The sequence below is a fragment of the Oscillospiraceae bacterium NTUH-002-81 genome (assembly GCA_032620915.1).
Classification (GTDB): Bacteria; Bacillota; Clostridia; order Lachnospirales; family Lachnospiraceae; genus JAGTTR01.
Genome location: CP136052.1, coordinates 2194163 through 2217233, shown reverse-complemented (window position 1 = coordinate 2217233; position 23071 = coordinate 2194163). Strand labels below are relative to the sequence as shown.

Here is a 23071-nt window from a genome sequence, read left to right as displayed (position 1 = left end):
AGGGAGGAATATTACTATGAAAAGGAAAGCGTTAGCAATGCTGCTTTGTACAGCAATGGCAGTATCTATGGCAGTTGGATGCGGAAGTTCCGATTCCAAGCAGGAGGATACTGCAGCTCCTGCAGAAACAGAGGAAGCAGCTGACAAGGATGATGCGGCGGAAGAGACCGGTGCAGCAGAGGCTGTGGATACCGCAGCAGCTACTCTGGATGCAATTGATGCAGCAAGCCTTCCGGAGGGAAAATGGAAGATTGGTTTTTCTAACTATTCTGTAGGAAACTCCTGGAGACAGCAGATGGAAGCTGAATTCGAGTCTGAAGCTGAGAAGCTGAAAGAGGCTGGTATCATTTCTGATTATGTAATGCTCAATGCAGATAATGATCAGTCCAAACAGATTTCGGATATCAACGACCTGATCACCATGGGATGCGATGCCATCGTTGTTACTGCAATTACAGAGGATGGTCTGAATGATGTTCTGGAAGAAGCCGAGGATGAGGGCATCGTTGTTGTAAACTTTGATAATAACGTATCCTCTGACAAGATTACCAGCAAGATCAAGGTGTCTGATTATGACTTTGGTTTCTCCGCAGGAGAATGGCTTGGCAAACAGCTGGAAGCGGGCGCAAAGGTTATTCAGCTGGACGGAACAGCAGGAACCTCCACAGATTCCAACCGTTCTCAGGGTATGATCGATGGCCTGAAGTCCACCTGTCCGGATGCTGAGATTGTTGCAAATGCAAAATGCGGCTGGGACTATGCAACAGCAAAATCTTCTGTAGAGGATCTGTTAAGCACATATTCTGAGATTGACGGTGTTCTTTCTCAGGGCGGTGCTATGACACAGGCAGCAATTGATGCATTCAACAGTGCAGGCAGAGACCTGGTACCGATGACCGGAGAGGGATCCAACGGATTCTTAAGAAGCTGGGTTGAGAATAAGGACAAGGGATTTGATTCTCTCGCATTCATCTGCCCCTGCTCACAGAGTGCAGCAGCTCTTGATGTTGCAGTCAGCGCATTGGATGGCGTAACTGTTGAGAAAGAGTATCTGATGTCTGTTGATCCGGTTACATCTGCAAATCTGGATCAGTACTATAGAGATGATCTGAATGACAATTACTGGGTAGCATCCCGTCTGAGCGATGAGAAGCTTCAGGAGCTGTTTGGTAAATAAGTGTAAAGAAACCAGATAGAGTGTTTGAATATAACCCGCCATCCGGGGTGATGGCGGGTTATATTTAAGAATAAGACAGAGGTAAGGAAGATGACCATGAAACCAATCTTAGAAGTGAAAGATATTGATAAAGCATTTGTAGGTGTTCATGCGGTAGACCACATTTCTTTTTCCTGTCTCCCGGGTACGGTACATGTTTTACAGGGAGAAAACGGAGCCGGAAAAAGTACACTGCTGAAAATTTTATCAGGCCTGTATCAGCCTGATTCAGGAGAGATTATCCTGAATGGAAACCCTGTACAGTTCAAGCATCCTATTGATGCACAGAAAAAAGGGAATTGCCATGGTATATCAGGAAATGTCTATTTTCCCGGAGCTTACAGTGGCACAGAATATCTTTATCAATCAGGAAGAAAGAGCAGGCCGGAAAGCGACCATTCATGAAAAAGGGTTGATTGATGAAGCCGTTGCATTGTCTGAAAGATATGGAATTGAAATTGACCCGTATGCAACTGCCGGGGATCTTCCAATCGCCAGTCAGCAGATGATAGAGATTCTGAAAGCCTTATCCTATGATCCGGACATTCTGATTCTGGATGAACCCACAGCTACATTGACAAAAACAGAAGTGCAAAAGCTGTATACGATCGTAAAAGGACTGACGGAAAAGGGAAAAACGATTCTTTTTATTTCACACAGAATGGAAGAGGTATTTCAGTTTGGAGATTACGCAACTGTTCTTAAAGACGGAAAGCTGGTTGATACGATAAAGCTGTCTGATGTGACAGAAAGCGATATCATCCGCATGATGGTTGGAAGGGATCTGCAGGAAATCTTCCCTCCCAAGCCGGGGAAAATATCGGATGAAATTCTTCTGAAGGTAGATAAAATGAATGACAATGGGCACATTCACGATATCAGTCTGCGGCTGCATAAAGGGGAGGTGCTTGGAATCGGCGCTCTGGATGGACAGGGACAGACGGAGATGTTGCAGACACTGGCCGGTGTGCGGCATCGCAGTTCGGGATCTGTTATTTTAAACGGAACAGAGCTGAAATATCAGGGAGCAAAGAAAGCACTGAAATATGGAATCGGTTATGTGCCGGAGAACAGAAAGGTGCAGGCACTTTGCCTGAAATTATCTGTGCGGGATAATCTTGCGCTGGCAAGCCTTTATCTGCGGCAGAAGCTGGGGTTTGTAGATAAGAAAAAAGAAGACGGGATTGTGGATGAATACATTGGCGTGATGAATATTAAGACGCCGACGCCGGATCAGCAGGTTGGAAATCTTTCCGGTGGAAATCAGCAGAAGGTTTCTATTGGAAAGAGCCTGGCAACACATCCGAAGGTGCTTCTCCTGAATGAACCTACCCGCGGTATTGACGTGGAAGCAAAACAGGAAATTTATCGTCTGATCCGGAAAGAAGCAGAAGAAGGAATTGGCGTTATTATGTTTTCCAGTGACATGATGGAGCTGATCGGTTTGAGTGACAGGATCATTACCATGTATGAGGGCAGAATTACAGGGGAGCTTTCCGGCAATGAAATTCGCGAGGAAGTCATCATGCGTGGCGCCATGAATTTGAATAAGAAGACTGCGGGAGGTGAGGATCATGAGTAGCGGTGGAAATATGATAGGGGTTTTGAAGTCCAAGCATAATCGGCAGATGCTGATCAAGAGAAAGAACGAAGTGATTTTTGCCTATCTGTTTTTGGCGGTCATGATCATATTTGCTGTTTTGACGGCAGATCGTTTTGTGACGATGAGAAATCTGAGAAATCTGCTTTCGGCCAATATTGGTTTACTGCTTGTTTCTTATGGACAGCTTTGCTGTGTATTGCTGGGCGGCGTGGATCTGTCTACGGGGTCTGTGATTTCTCTTACAAATGTCATTTGTGTAACCTTGATCACAGACAGCCCTTCGACCTGGGTACTGGCGGGAATCCTGTCTCTGGCAGTTGGTGCAGGTATTGGATTTGTCAATGGCCTGCTTGTGACAAAAGGCAATTTGCAGCCGCTGATTGCAACACTGGCAACCCAGACATTTTTCGCAGGAGTCGCATTGCTGATTATGCCGAATCCGACGGGAACGCTTCCCTCTAAATTATGCAAGTTTATTTCCAAAGGATGTAATTATCTGATTCCCGTTTTGATTGTTCTCGTAACCACGGTGATTATGTGGATCGTGATCAACCGGAGAAAATTTGGCCGTGCCCTTCTGGCAATCGGCGGAAATGAACAGTCTGCCAGATCTTCCGGTATTCATGTGGATCGCGTAAAGATCAAAGCATTTATGCTGTGTGGGTTTATGGCTGCGCTGGCAGGCTTGTATATCAGCGCATTTACAACAAGCGGAAGTCCCATTGTAGGAGATGCCTATACGCAGAAATCCATCAATGCGGCTGTTGTGGGCGGTGCTGCTTTGGCCGGAGGAAAGGGCAGTGTGATCGGCTGTATTGCGGCAACTTTGATTTTGGGAATTATCTCCAACCTTTTGAATTTAAAAGGGGTTTCTTCCTATTATCAGTACGTATTCCAGGGATTAATCCTGATCATTGCGCTTTCTGTAAGTGCAATTCGTTCAAAACGATAGGAGGAGAATGGACATGAAGAAAATTGATACGAATTCGATTGGATTCAAAAAAACACTGCCTCTGATTCTTGTCTATGCAGTCATGATCTTTCTGGCAGTGATTGCAAATGTAATCAGCCCTGGATTTCTGGCTTTGGGGCATATTGGCAGTATTTTAAGACAGATGGCATTTTTGGGAATTGCATGTATCGGACAGACGCTGGTTATTCTGACAGGAGGTATTGACCTTTCCCTGCGGTATACGCTGGTGTTCGCAAATATTGTTTGTGCGCAGGTGATTTCCGGAGAAAATGCCAACACACCGAAAGCATTTGTGATTACAATTCTTGTGTCGGCTCTCATCGGGCTGATCAATGGATGCGGCGTTTATTTCCTGAAAATTCCGGCGATGATCATGACACTGGCAACAGGAACTGCGGTATATGGACTTGCGTATATTTACTGTGACGGAGCACCGAAAGGAAAAACATCCCCAATCCTTTCTTTTATCGCCAATGATAAGATTGGCGGCGTGATCAATGGAACCACACTGATCTGGATTATTTTGGCAGCAGCGATTATCATTGCTTTGAAATGTACCACGTATGGAAGATCCATTTATGCCATCGGTGTCAATCGGGAATGTGCCAAATATTCAGGGATCAATGTTCCCGCAATTCTGCTTATGACTTATGTTTTTGCAAGTATTTTTGCAGGGATTACCGGTATGCTTTTCCTGGGATATACGGGAACCAGTTTCCTGTCAACAGGCGAGAGCTATAATATGGATTCCATTGCAGCAGTTGTTGTGGGAGGTACAGCAGTCAGCGGCGGCGTTGGCGGTTATGTGGGAACGATTGCCGGTGTTGGTATCATGACGATCATCAGCAGTATTATGACCGTGTTGAACATGCCGGAATCCGGAAAAAAGATGGTACAGGGTGCGATCATTATCGTGCTTCTGCTCTCTGTATACGGAAAGAAATCAAAAGATAACTAGAAAATGACCGGAAAGGTTTGGAGAAAGGAGAATGGTTTATGAGACAACTGATATCGTATCCAATCACCGAAGATGCACCGGGATGGCCGGGGAATCCCACTTATCATATAGAACCGTTTGAATCTATGGATAAAGGAGATGTGGCAAATACATATGTCATGACGATTTTTAATCATTTTGGAACACATATGGATGCCCCAAGACATTTTAACCCCAATGGATTGCGGATATGGGAACTGCCGTTTGATCGTTTCTTTTATGAAAAACCGTTGTTATTGGATATCCCGAAGGGGTCGAAATCAAAAGTAGAACCGGAAGACCTGATTCCTTATGAAGCGAAGATCAAAGATTGTGATCTGCTATTGATTCGAACCGGCTATGGAAAAATACGGGCGACTGATCCGGAAGAATACAAATACAACAGCCCTTCTGTCAGTAAACGGGCTGCAAAATATCTGATGGATCATTTTTGCGGAAGCCTGAAAACAATCGCGTTTGACTTTCTTTCTCTTGGCTCTCCGATTGATAGAAGTGACGATGGAATGGTGGCGCATCAGACGATGCTGGGCATGCATCATGACGGCTATATCTGTATTGTGGAAGATGCCAATCTGGAAAATCTGCCGGACGTTCCATTGAAAGCGGCTGCATCTGTTCCACTTTTTACTGTGGGAACGGACAGTGGGCCTGTAACCATGTGGGTGGAATATTAGAATAAAGGGGGCTCTGAAATGGAAATAATAGATATTCATGCACATGTGTATGAAAAGGTTGCGGGAATTACCCAGGGCGCGCCTATGACTTCGGAAAAATTGGGAAAAGTACGGATCGGCAATCGGATATCTCAATTTTTGCCGCCTGCATTTGAAAATACCAGCAGCCCGGTTGAGACATTAATTGGATATATGGAATGGTGTGGGATTGACAGAGCACTTTTGATGCCGAATCCTTATTACGGATACCATAATGATTATTTTATAGAAAGTGTAAAAAAATATCCGGAAAAGCTGCGGGCAGTGGCATTGGTGGATCTGCTGAAGGGCGAAAAGGCAGCAAATGAGCTGGCAGATATCTATGACACGACAGAATTGTTTGGATTTAAAGTGGAGACGGACAGTACTTTTCAGTGTGCGCCGGGCAAGCGGTTGGCAGATGAGGATCTTTTGCCGGTGTGGGATTGCGTGAACCAGTATCATCAGCCGGTGTTTATCCATTTGTTTACGGATGAAGATATCCGTGAAATGAAGAAACTGATCGATATGTTTCCGAATATCACATGGGTAATCTGCCATATGGGCGCAGATGCCTGCTTCAAAAGGGAGAATATGGATAATTTTGAGGTTCTCCTGCAGTGGGTGAAATCTTATCCGAATGTATATATGGATACGTCTACCGTGCCGGTATATTATGATGACAAAGAAGAGTATCCATTCCCGACCAGCGTGAAAGTGATTGAAAAAGCATGGGAAACGGCAGGGGCAGAAAAAACTGATGTGGGCTTCCGATTATCCGGGCATGCTGATGCACGCAACAATGAAGGAGCTTATCAATCTGGTGAAAACACAGTGTCATATACCGGAACGGGATAAAGAGCTGATTATGGGACAGAATGCAAAACGGCTGTTCTTTGGAGGAAAATAGAATGGAAGTATATCTGGAATCGGATAAAGAGCAGGGATTGAGTAATCAGGAGATTTTCCGTGCGCTCAAAAATTCTTTAGAGGAACAGGAATATCGGAAAGTATTGATTATTCCTCCGGATTTTACCAGGTTTTATTCGAATGCAGGATATATTACAAATCAATATTATCATTTACTTACAGAAAAAGGCTGTCAGGTGGATATCCTGCCTGCGTTGGGTACTCATGATCCGATGAGCAAAGAGCAGTTTCATGCAATGTATGGAGATATTCCTTTTGAAAAAGTGATTCCACATCATTGGCGGACGGATGTGGAAACATTAGGGGAGGTTCCTTCTTCTTATCTTAAGGAGATCACAGAAGGCTTGTGGGAAGATCCGATCAAAGTCGAAGTGAACCGGAGGCTGCTGGATCCGTCGTATGATCTGATCCTTTCTGTCGGACAGGTAGTGCCTCATGAGGTTATCGGCATGTCTAACCATGCAAAAAATATTTTTGTCGGTGTGGGTGGCAGCGAGATGATCAACAGGACACATATGGTCGGCGCTGTATACGGAATGGAACGGATGATGGGCAAAGATCATACACCGGTAAGAAAAGTATTTGATTATGCGCTGGAACATTTCCTGCCGGATAAAAATATTGTATTTGTATTGACCGTGACAACGGCACCCAAAGATAAGATCTGTACCCATGGACTTTTTATTGGAAGAAAAAGAACGGTTCTGGAACGGGCTGTGGCTCTTTCTCAGAAGAAGAATATTGATTTTGTGGAGACAGGGATCCGAAAATGCGTGGTATATCTGGATCCCGGAGAATTCCGCAGCACATGGCTGGGAAACAAAGCAATCTACCGCACGCGGATGGCTATGGCAGATGGCGGAGAACTGCTTGTTCTGGCTCCGGGGGTTCACAAATTCGGAGAAGATCCGGAGTGTGACCGGATAATCAGGAAGTACGGCTATTGTGGAAGAATGCGCATGCTGCAGTTGTACAGAAAAAATCAGGATCTGATGGACAATATGGGGGTGGCAGCACATTTGATCCATGGTTCCAGTGACGGGAGATTTCAGATTACCTATGCGGTAAAAGAAATTTCCAAAGAGGAGATTGAGGCCGTTCATTTTGCGTCTGCGGATTATGATGAAATGGTACAAAAATACGATCCGCAGAAACTGGAGTATGGATATAACCGGATGCCGGACGGAGAAGAAATATTCTTTATTCCGAATCCGGCACTGGGATTGTGGATTGACCGATCAAAATTTTAGGCTTTTGAAAAGCTGTTGCTTTTTTTGAATTTTGTTTCATAAAAGTGGCAGCTTTTTTATTTTGAATAAAAAATTTTTTCACGAAAATAAAAGATTATTTTGTGTTAAAATAATGTTTTCCCTCTTTACTTTATTGGGCAAATGTAGTATTATAAAACCGAAATGAGAGATTTGATTGTTGAAATAGTCCAAGCGTTAATGATAGCGCAGATTAGGAACGGTAAATTTTTCTTAAAAAAGTAAAATGAATGATATATTGTTGTAAAAAACAGAAGGAGAGGAGAATTTTCAATGAAAGCATTAATCTACGCAGGGCCGAAACAGGCAGAAGTTCGTGAGGTGGCAGAGCCGCAAGCGGTAGAAGGAGCAGTGAAGATCGCAGTAAAGTACTGCGGTGTCTGTGGTTCTGACATCGGCATTTTCCTTGGTACTCATCCGAGAGCAAAGGCTCCGCTGATTTTCGGCCATGAGTTCCTTGGCGTTGTGGAAGAGGATGGAAAGAAATTCAAGAAGGGTGACCGTGTGGTTACTTACCCGCTTCTGAGCTGCGGACACTGCCGTGCATGCCGGGAAGGCAATAAGCATGTCTGCAACACCCTGGGACTGATCGGTATTGATACAGACGGCGGTATGTGCGAGACCATGTATGTGAAGGAAGATGTAATGTTCAAGGTTCCTGAAGGTGTCAGTGATAAGGCTGCTGTTACCGTAGAGCCGCTGGCAGTTATCGTACATGCACTTCATATGGTAGATTTCCAGGCAAGAGAGACTGCAGTTGTCATCGGTGCAGGCCCCATTGGCATCCTGACCGGTATTGCACTTCTGGCCTGCGGCGCTGAGAAGGTATATATTTCCGATATTTTTGAGAAACGTCTGGCACTGGCCAAAGAGCTTGGAATGATTCCGGTCAACCCGAACAAGGAGAGCCTGAAGGATATCGTTCTGGAAGGAACTGACGGTGAGGGATGTGATGTCCTGTTCGAGTGCAGCGGATCTCCGTCCGCAGCCATCGAGATGACAGAGATCACCAGAGTAAGAGGAAGAATCTGTATGACTGCTGTTCATAAGAAACCGCATGAGGTGGATTTGAGACAGCTGAACTTCAAAGAACAGTTGCTGATCGGTACCCGTGTATATACACAGGAAGAATTCGGGCAGGCAATCCGCTTTACCGAGGATATCCAGGAGCAGCTGGAGAAGGTGGTTTCACATGTGGTTCCGTTAAGCGAGTCTCCGAAGGTGTTTGATATGATTGCGGATCCTGACTGCGGCACCTGTAAGGTTGTTGTTGACTGTACGAAGTAAGTAATGCGTAGGATTGTGAGAGTGCGAAGCTCGGAACAATCCGTGGGTATCATATATAATATATAGAAGGAGAATGAACAATGAAGCTTTTTGATTTGACCGGAAGAAAAGCCATCGTCACAGGCGGAACAAGAGGTCTGGGCTATGGTATGGCAGAAGGCCTGATGGAGGCCGGCGCTGAGGTTGTGATCGTGGGTTCCAGCGACAAAGTACAGGAAGTGGCAGCTGCATTTGCCGGTAAAGGATTTTCCTGCAAGGGTGTGAAGATCGATCTGGGCAACCGTGAAGAAGTGAAGAGTGGATTCGCAGCATGTGTAGAGGCACTTGGCGGACATCTGGACATTCTTGTAAACTGCGCAGGCGTACAGAGAAGGCATTTCTGCACCGAGTTCCCGCTCAGCGACTGGGACGATGTGATTGAAGTAAACCTGACTGCTACCTTTGAGATGTGCCAGCTGGCAGCAAACCAGATGATCGCACAGAACTCCAAAGGAAAGATTATCAATGTGGCATCCATGCTCAGCTATTTCGGCGGATGGACAGTGCCTGCTTATGCAGCCAGCAAGGGCGGCGTGGCCCAGCTGACCAAGGCGCTTTCCAACGAGTGGACAGAGAAGGGTATCAATGTGAATGCCATCGCTCCGGGCTATATGGCTACCGAGCTGAACACCGCTCTGATCAATGACCCGAACAGAAATAAGGATATTCTGGCCCGTATTCCTGCACACAGATGGGGAACGGCAGATGACCTGAAGGGCCTGACCATTTTCCTGGCTTCCGATGCATCCGATTATATGGCAGGTGCCTGCATTCCTTGCGATGGCGGCTATCTGGGCAAATAAAATAAGTAAAAATAACTAAAAGACAGGAAAGTAACCGAAAAATAATGGTCATTATTGACGAAGAAGTCGATTTGTTATATAATGATAAAGGTACATGTAATGTACCGGAAAAAATCAGGAGGGAGAGATAACTCTTATGAAAAAGAAAGCATTAGCAGTATTGATGGCAGCAGCCATGGTTGCATCCATGACCGCCTGCGGCGGATCTTCTGACAAGGCAGCAGATTCCAGCGCAGCAACAGAGGACAAGGCAGACAAGGCAGACAGCGCAGACAGCAGCGCAGCAACAGGAGACGGCGAGGCGGTTGAACTCGTTGTCGGCGGTGTAACATCTTCCAGTGCGAAGGATGCAGTTACCTACTTCGGTGAGAAAGTGAATGAGTATTCCAACGGAACAATCACCATCGCTGACTTCCCGGATAACCAGCTCGGCAACGATGAGCAGAGATTCGAGATGACCCAGAACGGTGAGTGCGATATCTCTATCGGCTCCACTTCTTCTGTGGCAGCAAGCTACCATGACCTGTATCTGTATGATGTGTACTACATGTTCCTGAGCAAACAGGAAGTATATGATGTGGGATTCGGCGGAGAAGCCGGACAGAAGATCCTGGAAGGCTTCGATCAGTTCGGTCTGAAAGGCCTGGCAATGTGGGAGAACGGCTTCCGTAACGTAACGACCAACAACACACCGGTAAATACTGTGGCAGACCTGAAGGGCCTGAAGCTGAGAACCATGGAGAACTCCATCCACCTGGCAGCTTGGAAGGCAATGGGTGCTAACCCGACTCCCATGGCATTCTCCGAGTTATACACTGCTATGCAGCAGGGTACTGTAGATGGTGAGGAGAACCCGCTGGGTATCATCACCGGTAACGGCTTCGAGGAAGTTGAGAAGTACTGTACACTGACAGAGCATGTTTATACTCCTTACTATGTAGTGATGAATGCTGACAAATACAACTCCCTGAGTGCTGATCAGCAGGCTGCAATTGAAAAGGCTATGGCAGAGGCAACTACATACCAGTATGAGCAGTCCAATAAATATGAGGAAGAGTCCATTGAGACAATGGAAGCTGCAGGTTGTACAGTAACCACTCTTGATGAGGCTGCAAAGCTTGAGTTCAAGGCTGCCGCAGATAGCGGTGATGGCCTGTCTCTGGCAAAAGAGCAGATGGACAACCCGGATCTGGCTGACAAGATGGTTGAGGAACTTGAGGCTTACAGAAAGTAATTGTAAAGCGTTTTTAGTTTCATAATCTGTGAAAATACGGGCCGCCGCATAATGGGGAACTGCTGTGTGGCGGCCCGGATCATGCAAGACCGTCGGACTTTCTCGGGGGGCGTATTTTTCGACGGGTATAAGGAGGTTACAAAGTTGAAAAAAGCATTGAAATGGCTGGATGACAATCTGGAAGTGTTTCTGTGTGTTATCCTGATGAGTGTCATGACGATTCTTGTATTTATACAGGTTGTTATGAGATATGTGTTCCATAACTCTTTAAGCTGGTCTGAGGAACTGGCAAGATATGTGTTCATCTGGCTGATCTATCTTGGCATCAGCTATGGATGTAAGCTGAGAAAGCATATCAAAATTGATGCGGCACTGCATCTGTTCCCGAAGAAGACCCAGAAATATGTGGTAATTATCGGTGATATTTTCTTCTTCTTATTTGCACTCTATATTGTGGTAACCGGATTTAACTACTGTGTGGCTCAGGCAGCAGTCGGAAAGGCTTCTTCTGCACTGGGGATTCCGTTCCAGTATGTATATTCTGCTACAGTGGTAGGTTTTGGTCTTGCTGCATTCCGCGAGGTACAGACCATCATCTACAGAATCAAATGTATCAAAAACGGAGAGGAGTATGACGGATGATTACAACAGTATTATTTGTTAGCTTGATAGTATTCCTTGTCCTGAACGTACCTGTAGGTATTGCGATCGGACTTTCTTCCTGGACATCTGTATTGCTCAATCCGAGACTTTCAGATTCCTTTATTGTTCAGCAGCTGATTTCCGGATCGGATTCTTTCCCAATCATGGCAATCCCTCTGTTCATTCTGGCCGGTGAGCTCATGGCTGCCGGCGGTGTTTCCAAGAGAATTTTAAATGTTTGCAGTGCCTTCTTCGGAAGAATCACCGGCGGACTTGCCATTGTAACCGTTGTTGTTTGTATGTTCTTTGCAGCTGTATCCGGTTCCGGCCCGGCAACCGTTGCAGCAGTCGGAACCATGGTTATTCCTTCTATGCTGGAGAAGGGATACAGTAAGAGCTTTTCTCTGGCGTGTGTGGCATGTGCGGGCTGTATCGGTGTTATTATCCCGCCGAGTATCCCGATGGTTATCTACGGTGTATCCACCAGTACTTCTATTTCTGCCATGTTCCTGGCAGGATTTGCACCTGGTATTCTGATTGGTATTGTACTTTGCCTGGTTTGCTACTTCTACTGCAAGAAACAGGGATGGAAGGGTGATGACCGCAAATACACCTTCAAAGAGAAGATGAAAGTCGTTTGGGATTCCAAGTTTGCCCTGATCGAGCCTGTTATCATCTTGGGCGGTATCTACGGCGGTATTTTCACACCTACGGAAGCTGCTGCTGTCGCTGCAGTATACGCTTTCATTTGCGGTGTATTCATTTTCAGAGAGCTGAACTTCGGCAACATCTATAAGACCATTGCCGCTGCCTGCTCCACCAACGGAACAACGATGGTCATCATCGGATGTGCAACCGCGTTCACCCGTGTACTGACTATTCAGCAGATCCCTGCTATGATCACACAGGCGATCCTGAATTTCTCTACCAATAAGGTGGTCATCCTGATCCTGATCAACATCCTGTTGCTGATCGTAGGCTGCTTCATGGACACCACACCGGCCATGATGGTGCTTTCTCCCATCCTTCTGCCGGTGGCAACATCACTGGGACTGAGTCCGATCCATTTCGGTATTATCATGGTTGTGAACCTTGCAATTGGATTCATCACACCTCCGTTGGGTATCAATTTGTTTGTGGCAGCACGAATCGGAGATGTGAAGCTGGAAGTCGTGTGCCAGGGTATTATACGGTTCATCATTGCAATGATCGTATGCCTGCTGGCAATCACATTCATTCCGGCGATTTCCGAGTTCCTTCCGCGTCTGTCGGGCATGTTATAAATTCAAGATCAAAAAGCTGCTGTGGCAACACGGCAGCTTTTTCCAAATGACGTTGGAGGGGAACGGTATGAAACTATGATCGCGATTGTATTTGGGTTGATTTTCAAGATCGTATTTTTGCTGGCTGTGGGATTTGTTATGAAGAAAAAAGGTGTTTTAAGCAGCCAGGATCAGAAGAGTATGACCACTGTTCTGATGAAAATTGTTGTCTTTTTCATGATCATCATGTCCTCACAGAATACATTTTCACTGGATGCGGCCCGTGCCATCGGTATCACGGGAATCGTGGCAATTGTAACCTATGCGGTCGGGATCCCGTTGGCGGCAATTCTGGCAAAGAGGCTGGGACTGCCCGGAGAACGGCAGCGGATTTTCGTCATGTCTGCCATGTTCTGCAACGTGACGTTTATGGGATATCCGATCTGTCAGGAGCTGTTTGGTGATGTGGGGCTTCTGTGTGCCATCATGTACAGCATGGTGTATAACATCCTTTTTTATACCTGGGGATTTGCTTATCTGGACGGCACCGGGAAGATGAACATCAAGTCCATTTTTACGAATAAAGTGGCCATCTGTTCTGTGCTGGCCATTGTCATGTATTTTGCACAGGTTAAGATCCCGGAGCCTTTTGCAGGCACATTTACGGCTATCGGTTCCATGACCTTTCCACTGTCCATGCTGATCACCGGTTGTAATCTGGCGGATGCAGATCTGCTGGATATTGTAAAGAACAAACAGCTGTATATCATCACTTTTATCCGGATGATCCTCGTACCGGCCATTGTATATGGTTTCATGCGGATACTGGGATTTACCGGTCTGCTGCTGAATGCCTGTACGATCATATCGGCGCTTCCGACAGGGACGATGACCAGTATCGTGGCAACGGATTTCCACTGTGAACCGGATTATGCGGCGAAGGCCATGGTGCAGACGCTGGTGGCCATGGTGATCACGCTGCCACTTTGGATCATGATCGTACAGATATGATGCTTTTACTTGCAATAACCATAGATATAAAAAAATAAAAGGGGAAGAGAAAATGAAGATTACGAATGTGAACACGTACCTTGTAAGACCTCGCTGGGGCTTTGTGGAGATCGAGACCGACGAGGGGATCACCGGCTGGGGCGAGCCGGTAATTGAAGGAAAAGCAGCGACGGTACAGGCCTGTGTAGAGGAAATGAAGCCGTACCTTATCGGCGCAGATCCCATGCGGATCGAGGATATCTGGACGGTTCTTTACCGGGCAGGCTTCTACCGCGGCGGCCCGATCCTTATGAGCGCCATCGCCGGCATTGATCAGGCACTGTGGGACATTAAGGGGAAATATTATAACGCACCGGTTTATGATCTGCTGGGCGGCAATCTGCGGGATAAGATGCGCGTGTACTCCTGGATCGGCGGAGACCGCCCCAGTGATGTGGCGCGGGCTGCAAAAGAAAAACAGGATGCCGGATTTACGGCTATCAAAATGAATGCCACTGAGGAACTGCAGATCGTGGACAGCTATGAGAAGCTGGACGAGGTACTGGAGCGTGTGGCTTCCATCCGGGAAGCCTGTGGCAGGAACTTTGGCATTGCAGTGGATTTCCATGGCCGTGTACACAAACCGATGGCAAAGATCCTGGCCAAAAAGCTGGAAGAGTTTGAACCCATGTTCATTGAGGAGCCTGTGCTGTGTGAGCATATGGACGAATTCAAGGAGATTGCCCACAGCTGCAACATTCCCATCGCAACCGGTGAGCGTCTGTTCTCCAAATATGATTTCCGCCGTCTTCTGGAGGCCGGCGGCGTATCGATTATTCAGCCGGATCTGTCTCATGCAGGCGGTATCACGGAGGTGCGCAAGATTGCGGCCATGGCAGAGGCTTATGATGTGGCACTGGCTCCGCATTGTCCGCTGGGACCGATCGCTCTGGTATCCTGCCTGCAGGTAGATGCTGTGAGCTACAATGCATTCATCCAGGAGCAGAGCATGGGCATTCACTACAACGAGTATCACGGACCGCTGGATTACATCCTGAATCCGGAGGATCTGGCTTTCGTGGACGGCCATGTGGATCTGCCGAAGAAGCCGGGGCTTGGTGTGACAGTCAACAAGGAACTGGTGCTGGAGGAGAATCAGCATCCGCACAGCTGGAAGAATCCGGTATGGCGGCATAAAGACGGGTCTGTGGCAGAGTGGTAAGAGGCAGGAGGATCGATAACTTTGGATAAGAGATTTATTCGCATCCATCAGAACGATAATGTGGCTGTGGCGCTGGAAGATGTTCCGGCCGGCAGCCATGTGACAGTGGACGGAAAAGAATACACAGTGGACAGGGATATTCCTTTTGGCCACAAAATGGCACTGGAAGACCGGAAAACCGGAGAGATGGTTGTAAAGTATGGCTGTCCCATCGGACATACGACCACCGATGTTCCGGCCGGCAGCTGGCTGCACAGTCACAATATGGCGACCAATCTGGAGGGTGTACTGGACTATACCTATGAGCCGGTGTCCCCCAGACAGAAATGCACCGGTATTTTACCTGATACATTTATGGGTTATCTGCGTGCAGACGGTCGGGCAGCCATCCGCAATGAGATCTGGATCATCCCGACGGTATCCTGTGTCAACACCACGGTGAACATCATTGCAGAGCAGGCAAGAGCTCTTTATGGAGACAAGTGTGACGGTATTTTTGCGTATCCTCACAATGCGGGCTGCTCCCAGCTGGGGGACGATTTTGACACGACTCAGAAGCTATTGTCCGCCATCGTCCGTCATCCCAATGCCGGCGGCGTACTGCTGGTGAGCCTGGGCTGTGAGAATAATGACTTCGATCATTTTCTTCCGGTACTGGGCGACTATGACAGGAGCCGGATCAAATGTCTGATCACCCAGAACGTAGAGGGAGACGAGGTGGAGGAAGCGCTGAAGCTGGTAGGTGAGATTGCAGAGGAGACAGCGAAGGATGTCCGTCAGGAACTGCCGGTGAGCAAACTGAAAATCGGTTTCAAGTGTGGCGGTTCTGATGCTTTTTCCGGTATTACCGCCAATCCGCTGTGCGGCACCATTGCCGAGAAGGTGACAGATCTGGGCGGCAGCGCAGTGCTGACTGAGGTGCCGGAGATGTTTGGTGCGGAGACCCAGCTCATGAACCGGGCAGATTCCGAAGAGACCTTTGGAAAAGTCGTAGCCATGATCAATGGCTTTAAACAGTATTATATGGACTATAACCAGCCGATCTACGAGAATCCTTCTCCGGGCAACAAGCGGGGTGGCATCACCACGCTGGAAGAAAAGTCTCTGGGCTGTATCCAGAAGGGCGGCCATGCCACTGTGACGGATACCCTGGAGTTTGGAGAGCAGTGTGTGAAGCCGGGGCTGAACCTGATGACCGGACCGGGCAATGACAGTGTGTCCATTACAGACCTGCTGGCTTCCGGGGTGCAGCTTCTGCTCTTTACAACGGGTCGTGGCAATCCGCTGGGAACCGCCATTCCCACCATTAAGCTGGCATCCAACACTTCCTTATATGAGAGAAAAAATGCCTGGATCGATTTTAATGCAGGCATCGTGCTGGAGGAGCATTCCTTCGATCAGGCATCGGAGGAGCTGTGGAAGCTGGTCATTGACGTGGCTTCCGGCAAAGCCCGGACAAAGAGTGAAAAATCCGGTTATAAGGAAATCATGATCTTTAAAAACGGCGTAATTTTATAGACAGATAGGAGAGATGAACATGGCTTTAGAGACAAAAAAAGAGGGAAATGTGGTATCCAGCCTGGCAGCCACACAGCCCCTTCCCAAAATGGTAAAGATTAAACAGCTGCTTGACCACAGTCATTATACAGTGGAAGAGATTCCCGGTATCGTATATAAGGAACTGGATCGACCGGAACTGCGGGAGCGGATCCGTCCGGGGATGCATATTGCCATCACCTGCGGCAGCCGCGGTGTGGCAAATATTGCGATCATTACAAAGGCAATCGTTGATTTCGTTAAAGATTGTGGCGCAGAACCCTTCGTATTCCCGGCCATGGGAAGCCATGGCGGTGCAACCGCAGAAGGACAGGTGGAGATTCTCACCGGCTATGGTGTAACCGAAGATTTCCTGGGCTGCCCCATCAAGTCTTCCATGGATACCGTGGAAATCGGCAGACTGGACAATGGACAGCCGGTCTATGTGGACAAATATGCATATGAGGCAGACGGTATCATCCTGTGCGGCCGTGTCAAGGCGCACACTGCATTCCGCGGTCCTTACGAGAGCGGTGTGTGTAAGATGGCAGTCATCGGTATGGGCAAGCAGAAGGGAGCAGAAGCCGTACACAGGGACGGTTTCTATGAGCTTGGTAAAATGCTTCCGATCATTGCCAAGAAGATTTTCGATAATACGAAGGTACTGGCCGGACTTGCACTGGGCGAGAACGCTTTTGACCAGACCTGTCTCATCGAGAGCATGCTCGTAGAAGAGATTCTGGACAAAGAGCCTGACTTCCTGCGGAGAACCAAAGAACGTCTGGGCAAAATCTATTTTGACAATATAGATGTTCTTGTAGTGGATCAGATCGGCAAAGACATCAGTGGAGACGGTATGGATCCCAATATTACCGGACGTTACGCAGTTCCCCATATGAAGGGGGATATCCAAGTACAGCACATTGCCGTGCTGGATCTGACGGAAGAGACCCACGGCAACTGCAATGGCCTGGGACTGGCAGATGTAACCACCAAGCGTGCGGTAGATAAAGTCGATGTAGACTGTACCTACCCCAACGTGGTTACCTCCACCGTACTGTGTACCCCGAAGATTCCGCTGTTCACCCACAGTGATGAGAGCTGTATCCAGATCGCACTGCGCACCTGTAATTACATTGACAGAGAGCATCCGAGAATCGTGCATATCCAGGACACCATGAACCTGGAGGAAATCTACATCTCCGAGGCCATGCTGGAAGAGGCAAAGCAGAACGAGCATGTGGAAGTGCTATCCGCACCCGAAGACTGGGGCTTTGATAAGGATGGAAACATCCGGTAACCGTTCAGTTATACGTGATGCGGGCAGCGCGTGAGCGCGGTTCTGCGAATGGCGCATCTGAACGATTATAAGAATGTTCTGTAACCGGTTGACTTTATCTGACAACTGGTATATGATTTTAACGAATAAAATATTTTATCTATGATAAAATATTTTATAAAGTATGATACACAATAACAACAATGAGGAAGAAGAAAGGGGAAATTTATTATGTCACAGGCTGTTTTAAACAAAATTCTGGATGGAAAAATCATTGCTATCGTAAGAGGCATCCCGAGCGAGAAGATCGTTGATCTGGTAAACGCTATGCTCAAGGGCGGCGTATACTGCGTAGAGGTAACCTTCGATCAGTCCAGCGAGGAGGCTAAGAAGGATACGCTGAAAGCAATCTCCACCATCACAAAAGAGTTTGGTGACAAGGTTTGCGTTGGCGCAGGAACTGTTATGACGGTTGAGCAGGTACATCAGGCAGTAGAGGCTGGTGCTGAGTACATCATTTCTCCTAATACAGATGAAGAAGTTATCAAAGAGACAAAGAAACTGGGCAAGGTATCCATCCCCGGCGCTATGACACCTACCGAGGCTGCATTTGCTTACAAGTGCGGTGCTGATATCGTAAAACTGTTCCCGGCAGGCGTTCTGGGCGCAGCATACATCAAGGCATTAAAGGCTCCTCTGAAACATATCCCGGTAACCGCAGTAGGTTCCGTAAATCCTCAGAACTGTGCTGAGTTCATCAAGGCTGGCTGCGTAGGCGTAGGCTGCGGCGGCAACCTGGTAAGCGCAAAGCTTGTAAACGAGGGAAGATTTGACGAGATCACAGCTGTTGCAAAAGAGTACATGGAAGCACTGAGCAACTGCTAATTCGATCACAGGAGTGTATGATGGGTAAGTATATCGTATATTTTGATTCGGGGACATCCAACAGCAGAATCTATCTGCTGGACAAGGATTTTCAGGTTTTATATGTGGACAAGAAGAACGTGGGATCCAGAAATTCCTCCATCGAGGGAAGCAACCGCGTGCTCATTGAGGGACTGTACGAGCTTTATACGAAGCTTTTACAGGAAAAACATCTGACGGAGGAGGATGTGACAAGCATCTATATGTCCGGCATGATCACCTCCCCTTATGGCATGAAAGAGGTGCCCCATCTGAAGGTGCCGCTGTCTGTCCAGGAGTTTGCGGACAGCGTTTACTGCCATTACGAGGACACCCTGTTCCACAGAAATATTTATCTGGTTCCGGGACTGAAGACGGTAAATGACGATTTCTCCTTTGTGGGGAACATGAGAGGCGAGGAGATCGAAATCATCGGTACGCTGGATGAACTGCGCAGCAAAGGCATCACCCATGCGGCACTGATGATGCCCGGCTCCCACACCCATGTGACCTATGTCAAGGACGACGTGGTGAGCGACATCATTTCCAACTTCACCGGTGAGCTTTTCTATGCGCTGAAAAAGGAGACCATTATGGCTCCGATACTTGACGTGGAAGCGACCGCAGATGACCTGGATCCGGACATGATCCATAAGGCGCTGGAGAATCTGGACCGGCTGGGCTTCAACCGTTCCCTGTATATCTGCCATGCCATGCGGATCATGGAAAGCGGAACCTTGCTGCAGCGTTTCTCCTATGGAGAAGGCGTTGTCAATGGCGGCGTGCGCAAGTCACTGGAATACTACTGTGAGCATTTCTGGAAAGGCTGCGATACGCTGGTTATCGTATCTGATGAATTTATGTACAGACTGTTCTCCATTATTTTTGAAGGAAGTCCTTATATCAAAAACATTGTCTGGATGCCGATCTCTGCGACAAAGAGCTATGCCGTAGAAGGCCTCCGGAAGATTGTTGGTTTAAAAGGAGAAGAAAATGAGTAAGAAAGTTTTAATTACATCCAGATCTTTTGGTAAGATCAGTGACGAACCGAAGAAAGTGTTAGAGGATGCCGGATTCGAGATCACCTTCAAGGGAACCGATTTCGATCAGGACGAGTTCAACAGAATCATTCCGGAGTATGATGCACTGGTGATCGGTGCACATCCGTTCCCGGAAGAAGTGATGGAAAAATGTGACCACCTGCAGATCATCTGCAAGCATGGTGCAGGTCTTGACAACATTCCGCTGGAAAAAGCAAAAGAGTGCGGCATTGCTGTCTGCAACGTACCGGGAACCAATTCCAATGCGGTTGCTGACCTGGCCATCGGCCTCATGCTGGCTGTGACGAGAAATATCGTGATTGCCAACAACCGTGTCAGAAACGGCGAGTGGAAACCGGCCATCGGTGTTGACGTATGCTTCAAGACACTGGGTATCTTCGGCTTCGGTGCGATCGCAAAGAACGTGGCAAGAAGAGCCAACGGCTTTGGCATGAAAGTGCTGGCTTATGACCCCTATGTAAAAAGAAGTACCGGAAGAGTTCAAGTCCTTTGTAACGCTTTCTTCTATCGATGAGATCATCAAAAACGCAGACATTATTTCCATGCATCTGCCGCTGACAGATGAGACAAGAGACATGATCTCTGCAAAAGAGATGGCTGCCATGAAGGAGGGTGCTTACATCATCAATACCGCAAGAGGCGGTATCGTGAATGAGCATGACCTGTATGAGGCAGTAAAATCCGGCCATATCGCAGGTGCCGCTCTGGATGTATCCGAGCAGGAACCCATGGCAGAGGACAATCCGCTGCGTACCCTGGAGAATGTCATCATTACCCCCCATATCGGTATGTACTCCAAGGAAGCCATCGGCGCTGTCAGCCTGATCTGCGCACAGAACGCTGCTGCCAAGATCGAAGGCAAGGAGCTGCAGTTCCAGGTAGTCTAGGATAAACGCCTGATTTTCAGAAAAATATTGGTGCATAGAAGTACCCCGACGGGATGGAAACGTTCTGCCGGGGTGCTTTTTTGTATGACAGGAAATTACGTCCTGTCATATTTGGAGGCTTAGGGAACGCCATGAAATTGACAAACACAGAAAGTACCGATATAATGAGCGCAAGCAGATCAGGATGATTGCATAATTTGTGGAGGAATGGATCGTCATGAGCAGTACAAAATATAATGAAAAAACAGGTTTGCCGGAGGACGAAACCTATCTGGAAAAAGGACTTCCTCCTTATTTGCTTACCTCCCTGGAGGCTATGAAAAAAATCCTGGGCGATAGAGGATGCGGGAAAAAGAGATCTGCACTGGGATCTGTACTGGTGTGAACTGAATGCGGACATCAATTCAGCGGAAGTCGATCAGGAGATTTCCCGGCGGCAGGCCGAATACTTGCGCAGAAAATATCTTAGAATGAAGGGGGAAAAGGAATGGTAGATTTTACAAATCTTCCCCGAAGAAATAAGACATATGCAGGGGCTAATGGCAGTAAGATTGCTGTCATGTATAATGGGGAACAGTATATGTTGAAGTTCCCGGTTCCACCATCCAGAAACAAAGAAATGAGCTATACCAATGGATGTGTGTCAGAATATCTGGGATCGCATATTTTTGCTCTTGTGGGCATCCCTGTACAGGAAACGCTGCTTGGCACTTATTCAAAAAACGGAAGAGAGAAAATTGTTGTAGCATGTAAAGATTTTACATCCCCGGGTATTGTGATACAGGATTTTGCTTCGCTTAAAAATACCATTATTGATTCGGAACACAATGGATATGGGACAGAATTATCCGATATTTTGAATGCAATCCGGGAGCAACAGGTCATGGATCCGGTGGAACTGGAAAACTGGTTTTGGGATATGTTTATTGTTGATGCGTTGATTGGAAACTGGGATAGACACAATGGAAACTGGGGATTCCTTTATGATACTGTTCAGGATGAGATGAAGCTGGCCCCGGTATATGATTGTGGAAGTTGTCTTTATCCGCAGGCTGATGAAGCAATCATGAGGGCAACACTGGATGATCCGGCAGAGAAAAATCTTCGTGTTTTTGAAATTCCGCTTTCGGGGATTAAGTTAAATGGGAAAAAGATCAATTATTTTGATTTCATTTCTTCGCTGGAACTGGAAGGCTGCAATGAGGCTTTGCGCCGGATCGTTCCCAGAATTCACATGGAACAGATAGAAAAGCTGGTAAATGAGACACCTTTTATCACGGATTTACAGAAACAGTTTTATAAAACCATGCTTTGGGAAAGAAAAACAAGAATATTGGATTATTCTTTACAGCTGCTGTAGGAAAGGGATAGCAGGTAAGGCTTACCGCCCCGTCCATTTTGAGTATATTTTTGTTAGGAATATCTAACTCATGCAAAAGGGAGGATGACGGAATATGAATGAAAAAATAACGCTCTCCGGTGTGCCGGAGACGATGCTGCAGACGGTTTATGCCCGGGCCAGGGAGAGCAGCGGGCGTGGGGCCATTCGCGACCGGAAAGCGGAAGAGATCATTGACCGGCTGGATTATGATTTTTCTCTTGCGGAAAGGGATTCGGCCATGCGCAGCGGCGTCATTGCCCGCACGATCGTGCTGGATCGGCTGACGGCAGCATGGCTTGCGAAAAATCCCGGTGCGGTGGTCGTGAACATTGCCTGCGGACTTGACACGCGGTGCTATCGGATGGAGGGGTATGCACACTGGTACAATCTGGATCTGCCCGAGACGATGGCGGTGCGGGCGCGTCTCCTGCCGGGAAACGGAAGGATTTCACAGATCGCCATGTCTGCAATGGAGGACTGGGGCGGGGAGATCAAAGAATCTGATGCGCCGGTGCTGGTCATCATCGAGGGACTGACCATGTATCTGTCGGAGGCGGATGTCCGGCAGATATTTGCAGTGATTGCCGGGCGGTTTGCCAGGGCGGAGGTATTCGTGGAGGTGATGAACCCCATGATCGTAAAACGCTTCCGGGAGAAGTCCATCGAGGGCAGCCATGCAAAATTTACCTGGGGGATAAAGGATGGAAGAGCGCTCGCTGCGCTTTTGCCGGATTTCCGGTTCTTAGAAGAACACAGCCTGGTGGAGGGGATGGCGGTAATTATGCCGGTTTACCGATGGCTGGGAAAAATTCCGCCTGTCCGCAGTATTTCCAACAAAATCCTTGTGCTGGAGAAGTAATCGCCGG

At 47.6% G+C, this 23071-nt stretch carries 24 protein-coding genes and 1 pseudogene; all 25 read left to right on the top strand.

Annotated features, from left to right (window positions below; all coding sequences use genetic code 11):
* The first annotated feature begins 16 nt into the window (after positions 1-16).
* The 25 genes and pseudogenes from RJD28_10810 (at position 17) to RJD28_10690 (ending at position 23064) form a co-directional block, all read left to right on the top strand.
* Positions 17-1177 carry an ABC transporter substrate-binding protein gene (locus RJD28_10810; protein WNV56812.1) on the top strand — a complete coding sequence of 387 codons (1161 nt, stop codon included), beginning with the start codon at positions 17-19 and terminating at the stop codon, positions 1175-1177.
* Positions 1178-1273: 96 nt separating this feature from the next.
* The gene (locus RJD28_10805; protein WNV56811.1) at positions 1274-1621 is read left to right on the top strand and encodes an ATP-binding cassette domain-containing protein; all 348 of its coding nucleotides are present in this window, start codon (positions 1274-1276) and stop codon (positions 1619-1621) included.
* A complete protein-coding gene (locus tag RJD28_10800; GenBank protein WNV56810.1) occupies positions 1560-2798 on the top strand; it encodes a sugar ABC transporter ATP-binding protein in 1239 nt (412 codons plus the stop codon). The genes RJD28_10805 and RJD28_10800 overlap by 62 nt, the downstream gene beginning before the upstream one ends.
* Positions 2791-3771: an ABC transporter permease gene (locus tag RJD28_10795; protein ID WNV56809.1), complete on the top strand. Its 981-nt coding sequence runs from the start codon at positions 2791-2793 to the stop codon at positions 3769-3771. Before RJD28_10800 ends, RJD28_10795 begins: the two co-directional genes overlap by 8 nt.
* 13 nt (positions 3772-3784) lie before the next feature.
* A complete protein-coding gene (locus tag RJD28_10790) occupies positions 3785-4750 on the top strand; it encodes an ABC transporter permease (protein WNV56808.1) in 966 nt (321 codons plus the stop codon).
* A 17-nt stretch (positions 4751-4767) separates the two neighbouring features.
* Entirely contained in the window at positions 4768-5463 is a 696-nt protein-coding gene (locus tag RJD28_10785; GenBank protein ID WNV56807.1) for a cyclase family protein, read from the top strand.
* An 18-nt stretch (positions 5464-5481) separates the two neighbouring features.
* Positions 5482-6168: pseudogene (locus RJD28_10780) on the top strand (amidohydrolase family protein).
* A 73-nt stretch (positions 6169-6241) separates the two neighbouring features.
* Entirely contained in the window at positions 6242-6391 is a 150-nt protein-coding gene (locus RJD28_10775) for a hypothetical protein (GenBank protein ID WNV56806.1), read from the top strand.
* A gap of 1 nt (position 6392) precedes the next feature.
* The gene (locus tag RJD28_10770; protein ID WNV56805.1) at positions 6393-7661 is read left to right on the top strand and encodes a lactate racemase domain-containing protein; all 1269 of its coding nucleotides are present in this window, start codon (positions 6393-6395) and stop codon (positions 7659-7661) included.
* Positions 7662-7952: 291 nt separating this feature from the next.
* Entirely contained in the window at positions 7953-8966 is a 1014-nt protein-coding gene (locus tag RJD28_10765; GenBank protein WNV56804.1) for an alcohol dehydrogenase catalytic domain-containing protein, read from the top strand.
* Between the two features lie 80 nt (positions 8967-9046).
* Positions 9047-9808: an SDR family oxidoreductase gene (locus RJD28_10760; GenBank protein ID WNV56803.1), complete on the top strand. Its 762-nt coding sequence runs from the start codon at positions 9047-9049 to the stop codon at positions 9806-9808.
* Positions 9809-9944: 136 nt separating this feature from the next.
* On the top strand, positions 9945-11042 hold the full coding sequence (locus RJD28_10755) for a TRAP transporter substrate-binding protein (GenBank protein WNV56802.1): 1098 nt from the start codon (positions 9945-9947) through the stop codon (positions 11040-11042).
* 144 nt (positions 11043-11186) lie between these two features.
* Entirely contained in the window at positions 11187-11684 is a 498-nt protein-coding gene (locus RJD28_10750) for a TRAP transporter small permease (protein ID WNV56801.1), read from the top strand.
* Positions 11681-12967, top strand: coding sequence for a TRAP transporter large permease (locus RJD28_10745; GenBank protein WNV56800.1), 1287 nt, complete (start codon positions 11681-11683; stop codon positions 12965-12967). The genes RJD28_10750 and RJD28_10745 overlap by 4 nt, the downstream gene beginning before the upstream one ends.
* A 75-nt stretch (positions 12968-13042) precedes the next feature.
* Positions 13043-13957: an AEC family transporter gene (locus RJD28_10740; GenBank protein WNV56799.1), complete on the top strand. Its 915-nt coding sequence runs from the start codon at positions 13043-13045 to the stop codon at positions 13955-13957.
* A 52-nt stretch (positions 13958-14009) separates the two neighbouring features.
* On the top strand, positions 14010-15158 hold the full coding sequence (dgoD, locus tag RJD28_10735; GenBank protein ID WNV56798.1) for a galactonate dehydratase: 1149 nt from the start codon (positions 14010-14012) through the stop codon (positions 15156-15158).
* Positions 15159-15179: 21 nt separating this feature from the next.
* Positions 15180-16676 (top strand): altronate dehydratase family protein, encoded by a 1497-nt coding sequence (locus tag RJD28_10730; protein ID WNV56797.1) that lies wholly within the window; start codon positions 15180-15182, stop codon positions 16674-16676.
* Between the two features lie 19 nt (positions 16677-16695).
* Entirely contained in the window at positions 16696-17994 is a 1299-nt protein-coding gene (locus RJD28_10725) for a lactate racemase domain-containing protein (GenBank protein ID WNV56796.1), read from the top strand.
* Between the two features lie 210 nt (positions 17995-18204).
* Positions 18205-18858: a bifunctional 4-hydroxy-2-oxoglutarate aldolase/2-dehydro-3-deoxy-phosphogluconate aldolase gene (locus tag RJD28_10720; GenBank protein ID WNV56795.1), complete on the top strand. Its 654-nt coding sequence runs from the start codon at positions 18205-18207 to the stop codon at positions 18856-18858.
* 17 nt (positions 18859-18875) lie between these two features.
* Positions 18876-19877 (top strand): 2-dehydro-3-deoxygalactonokinase, encoded by a 1002-nt coding sequence (locus RJD28_10715; GenBank protein ID WNV56794.1) that lies wholly within the window; start codon positions 18876-18878, stop codon positions 19875-19877.
* Positions 19870-20451, top strand: a complete 582-nt coding sequence (locus RJD28_10710; GenBank protein ID WNV56793.1) for an NAD(P)-dependent oxidoreductase — start codon at positions 19870-19872, stop codon at positions 20449-20451. The genes RJD28_10715 and RJD28_10710 overlap by 8 nt, the downstream gene beginning before the upstream one ends.
* A 28-nt stretch (positions 20452-20479) precedes the next feature.
* Positions 20480-20824: an NAD(P)-dependent oxidoreductase gene (locus tag RJD28_10705; protein WNV56792.1), complete on the top strand. Its 345-nt coding sequence runs from the start codon at positions 20480-20482 to the stop codon at positions 20822-20824.
* Between the two features lie 217 nt (positions 20825-21041).
* Complete coding sequence (locus tag RJD28_10700) at positions 21042-21209, top strand: hypothetical protein (GenBank protein WNV56791.1); 168 nt, start codon at positions 21042-21044, stop codon at positions 21207-21209.
* Positions 21210-21311: 102 nt separating this feature from the next.
* Complete coding sequence (locus RJD28_10695) at positions 21312-22184, top strand: HipA domain-containing protein (GenBank protein ID WNV56790.1); 873 nt, start codon at positions 21312-21314, stop codon at positions 22182-22184.
* 94 nt (positions 22185-22278) lie between these two features.
* Entirely contained in the window at positions 22279-23064 is a 786-nt protein-coding gene (locus RJD28_10690; protein WNV56789.1) for a class I SAM-dependent methyltransferase, read from the top strand.
* Positions 23065-23071: the final 7 nt, after the last annotated feature.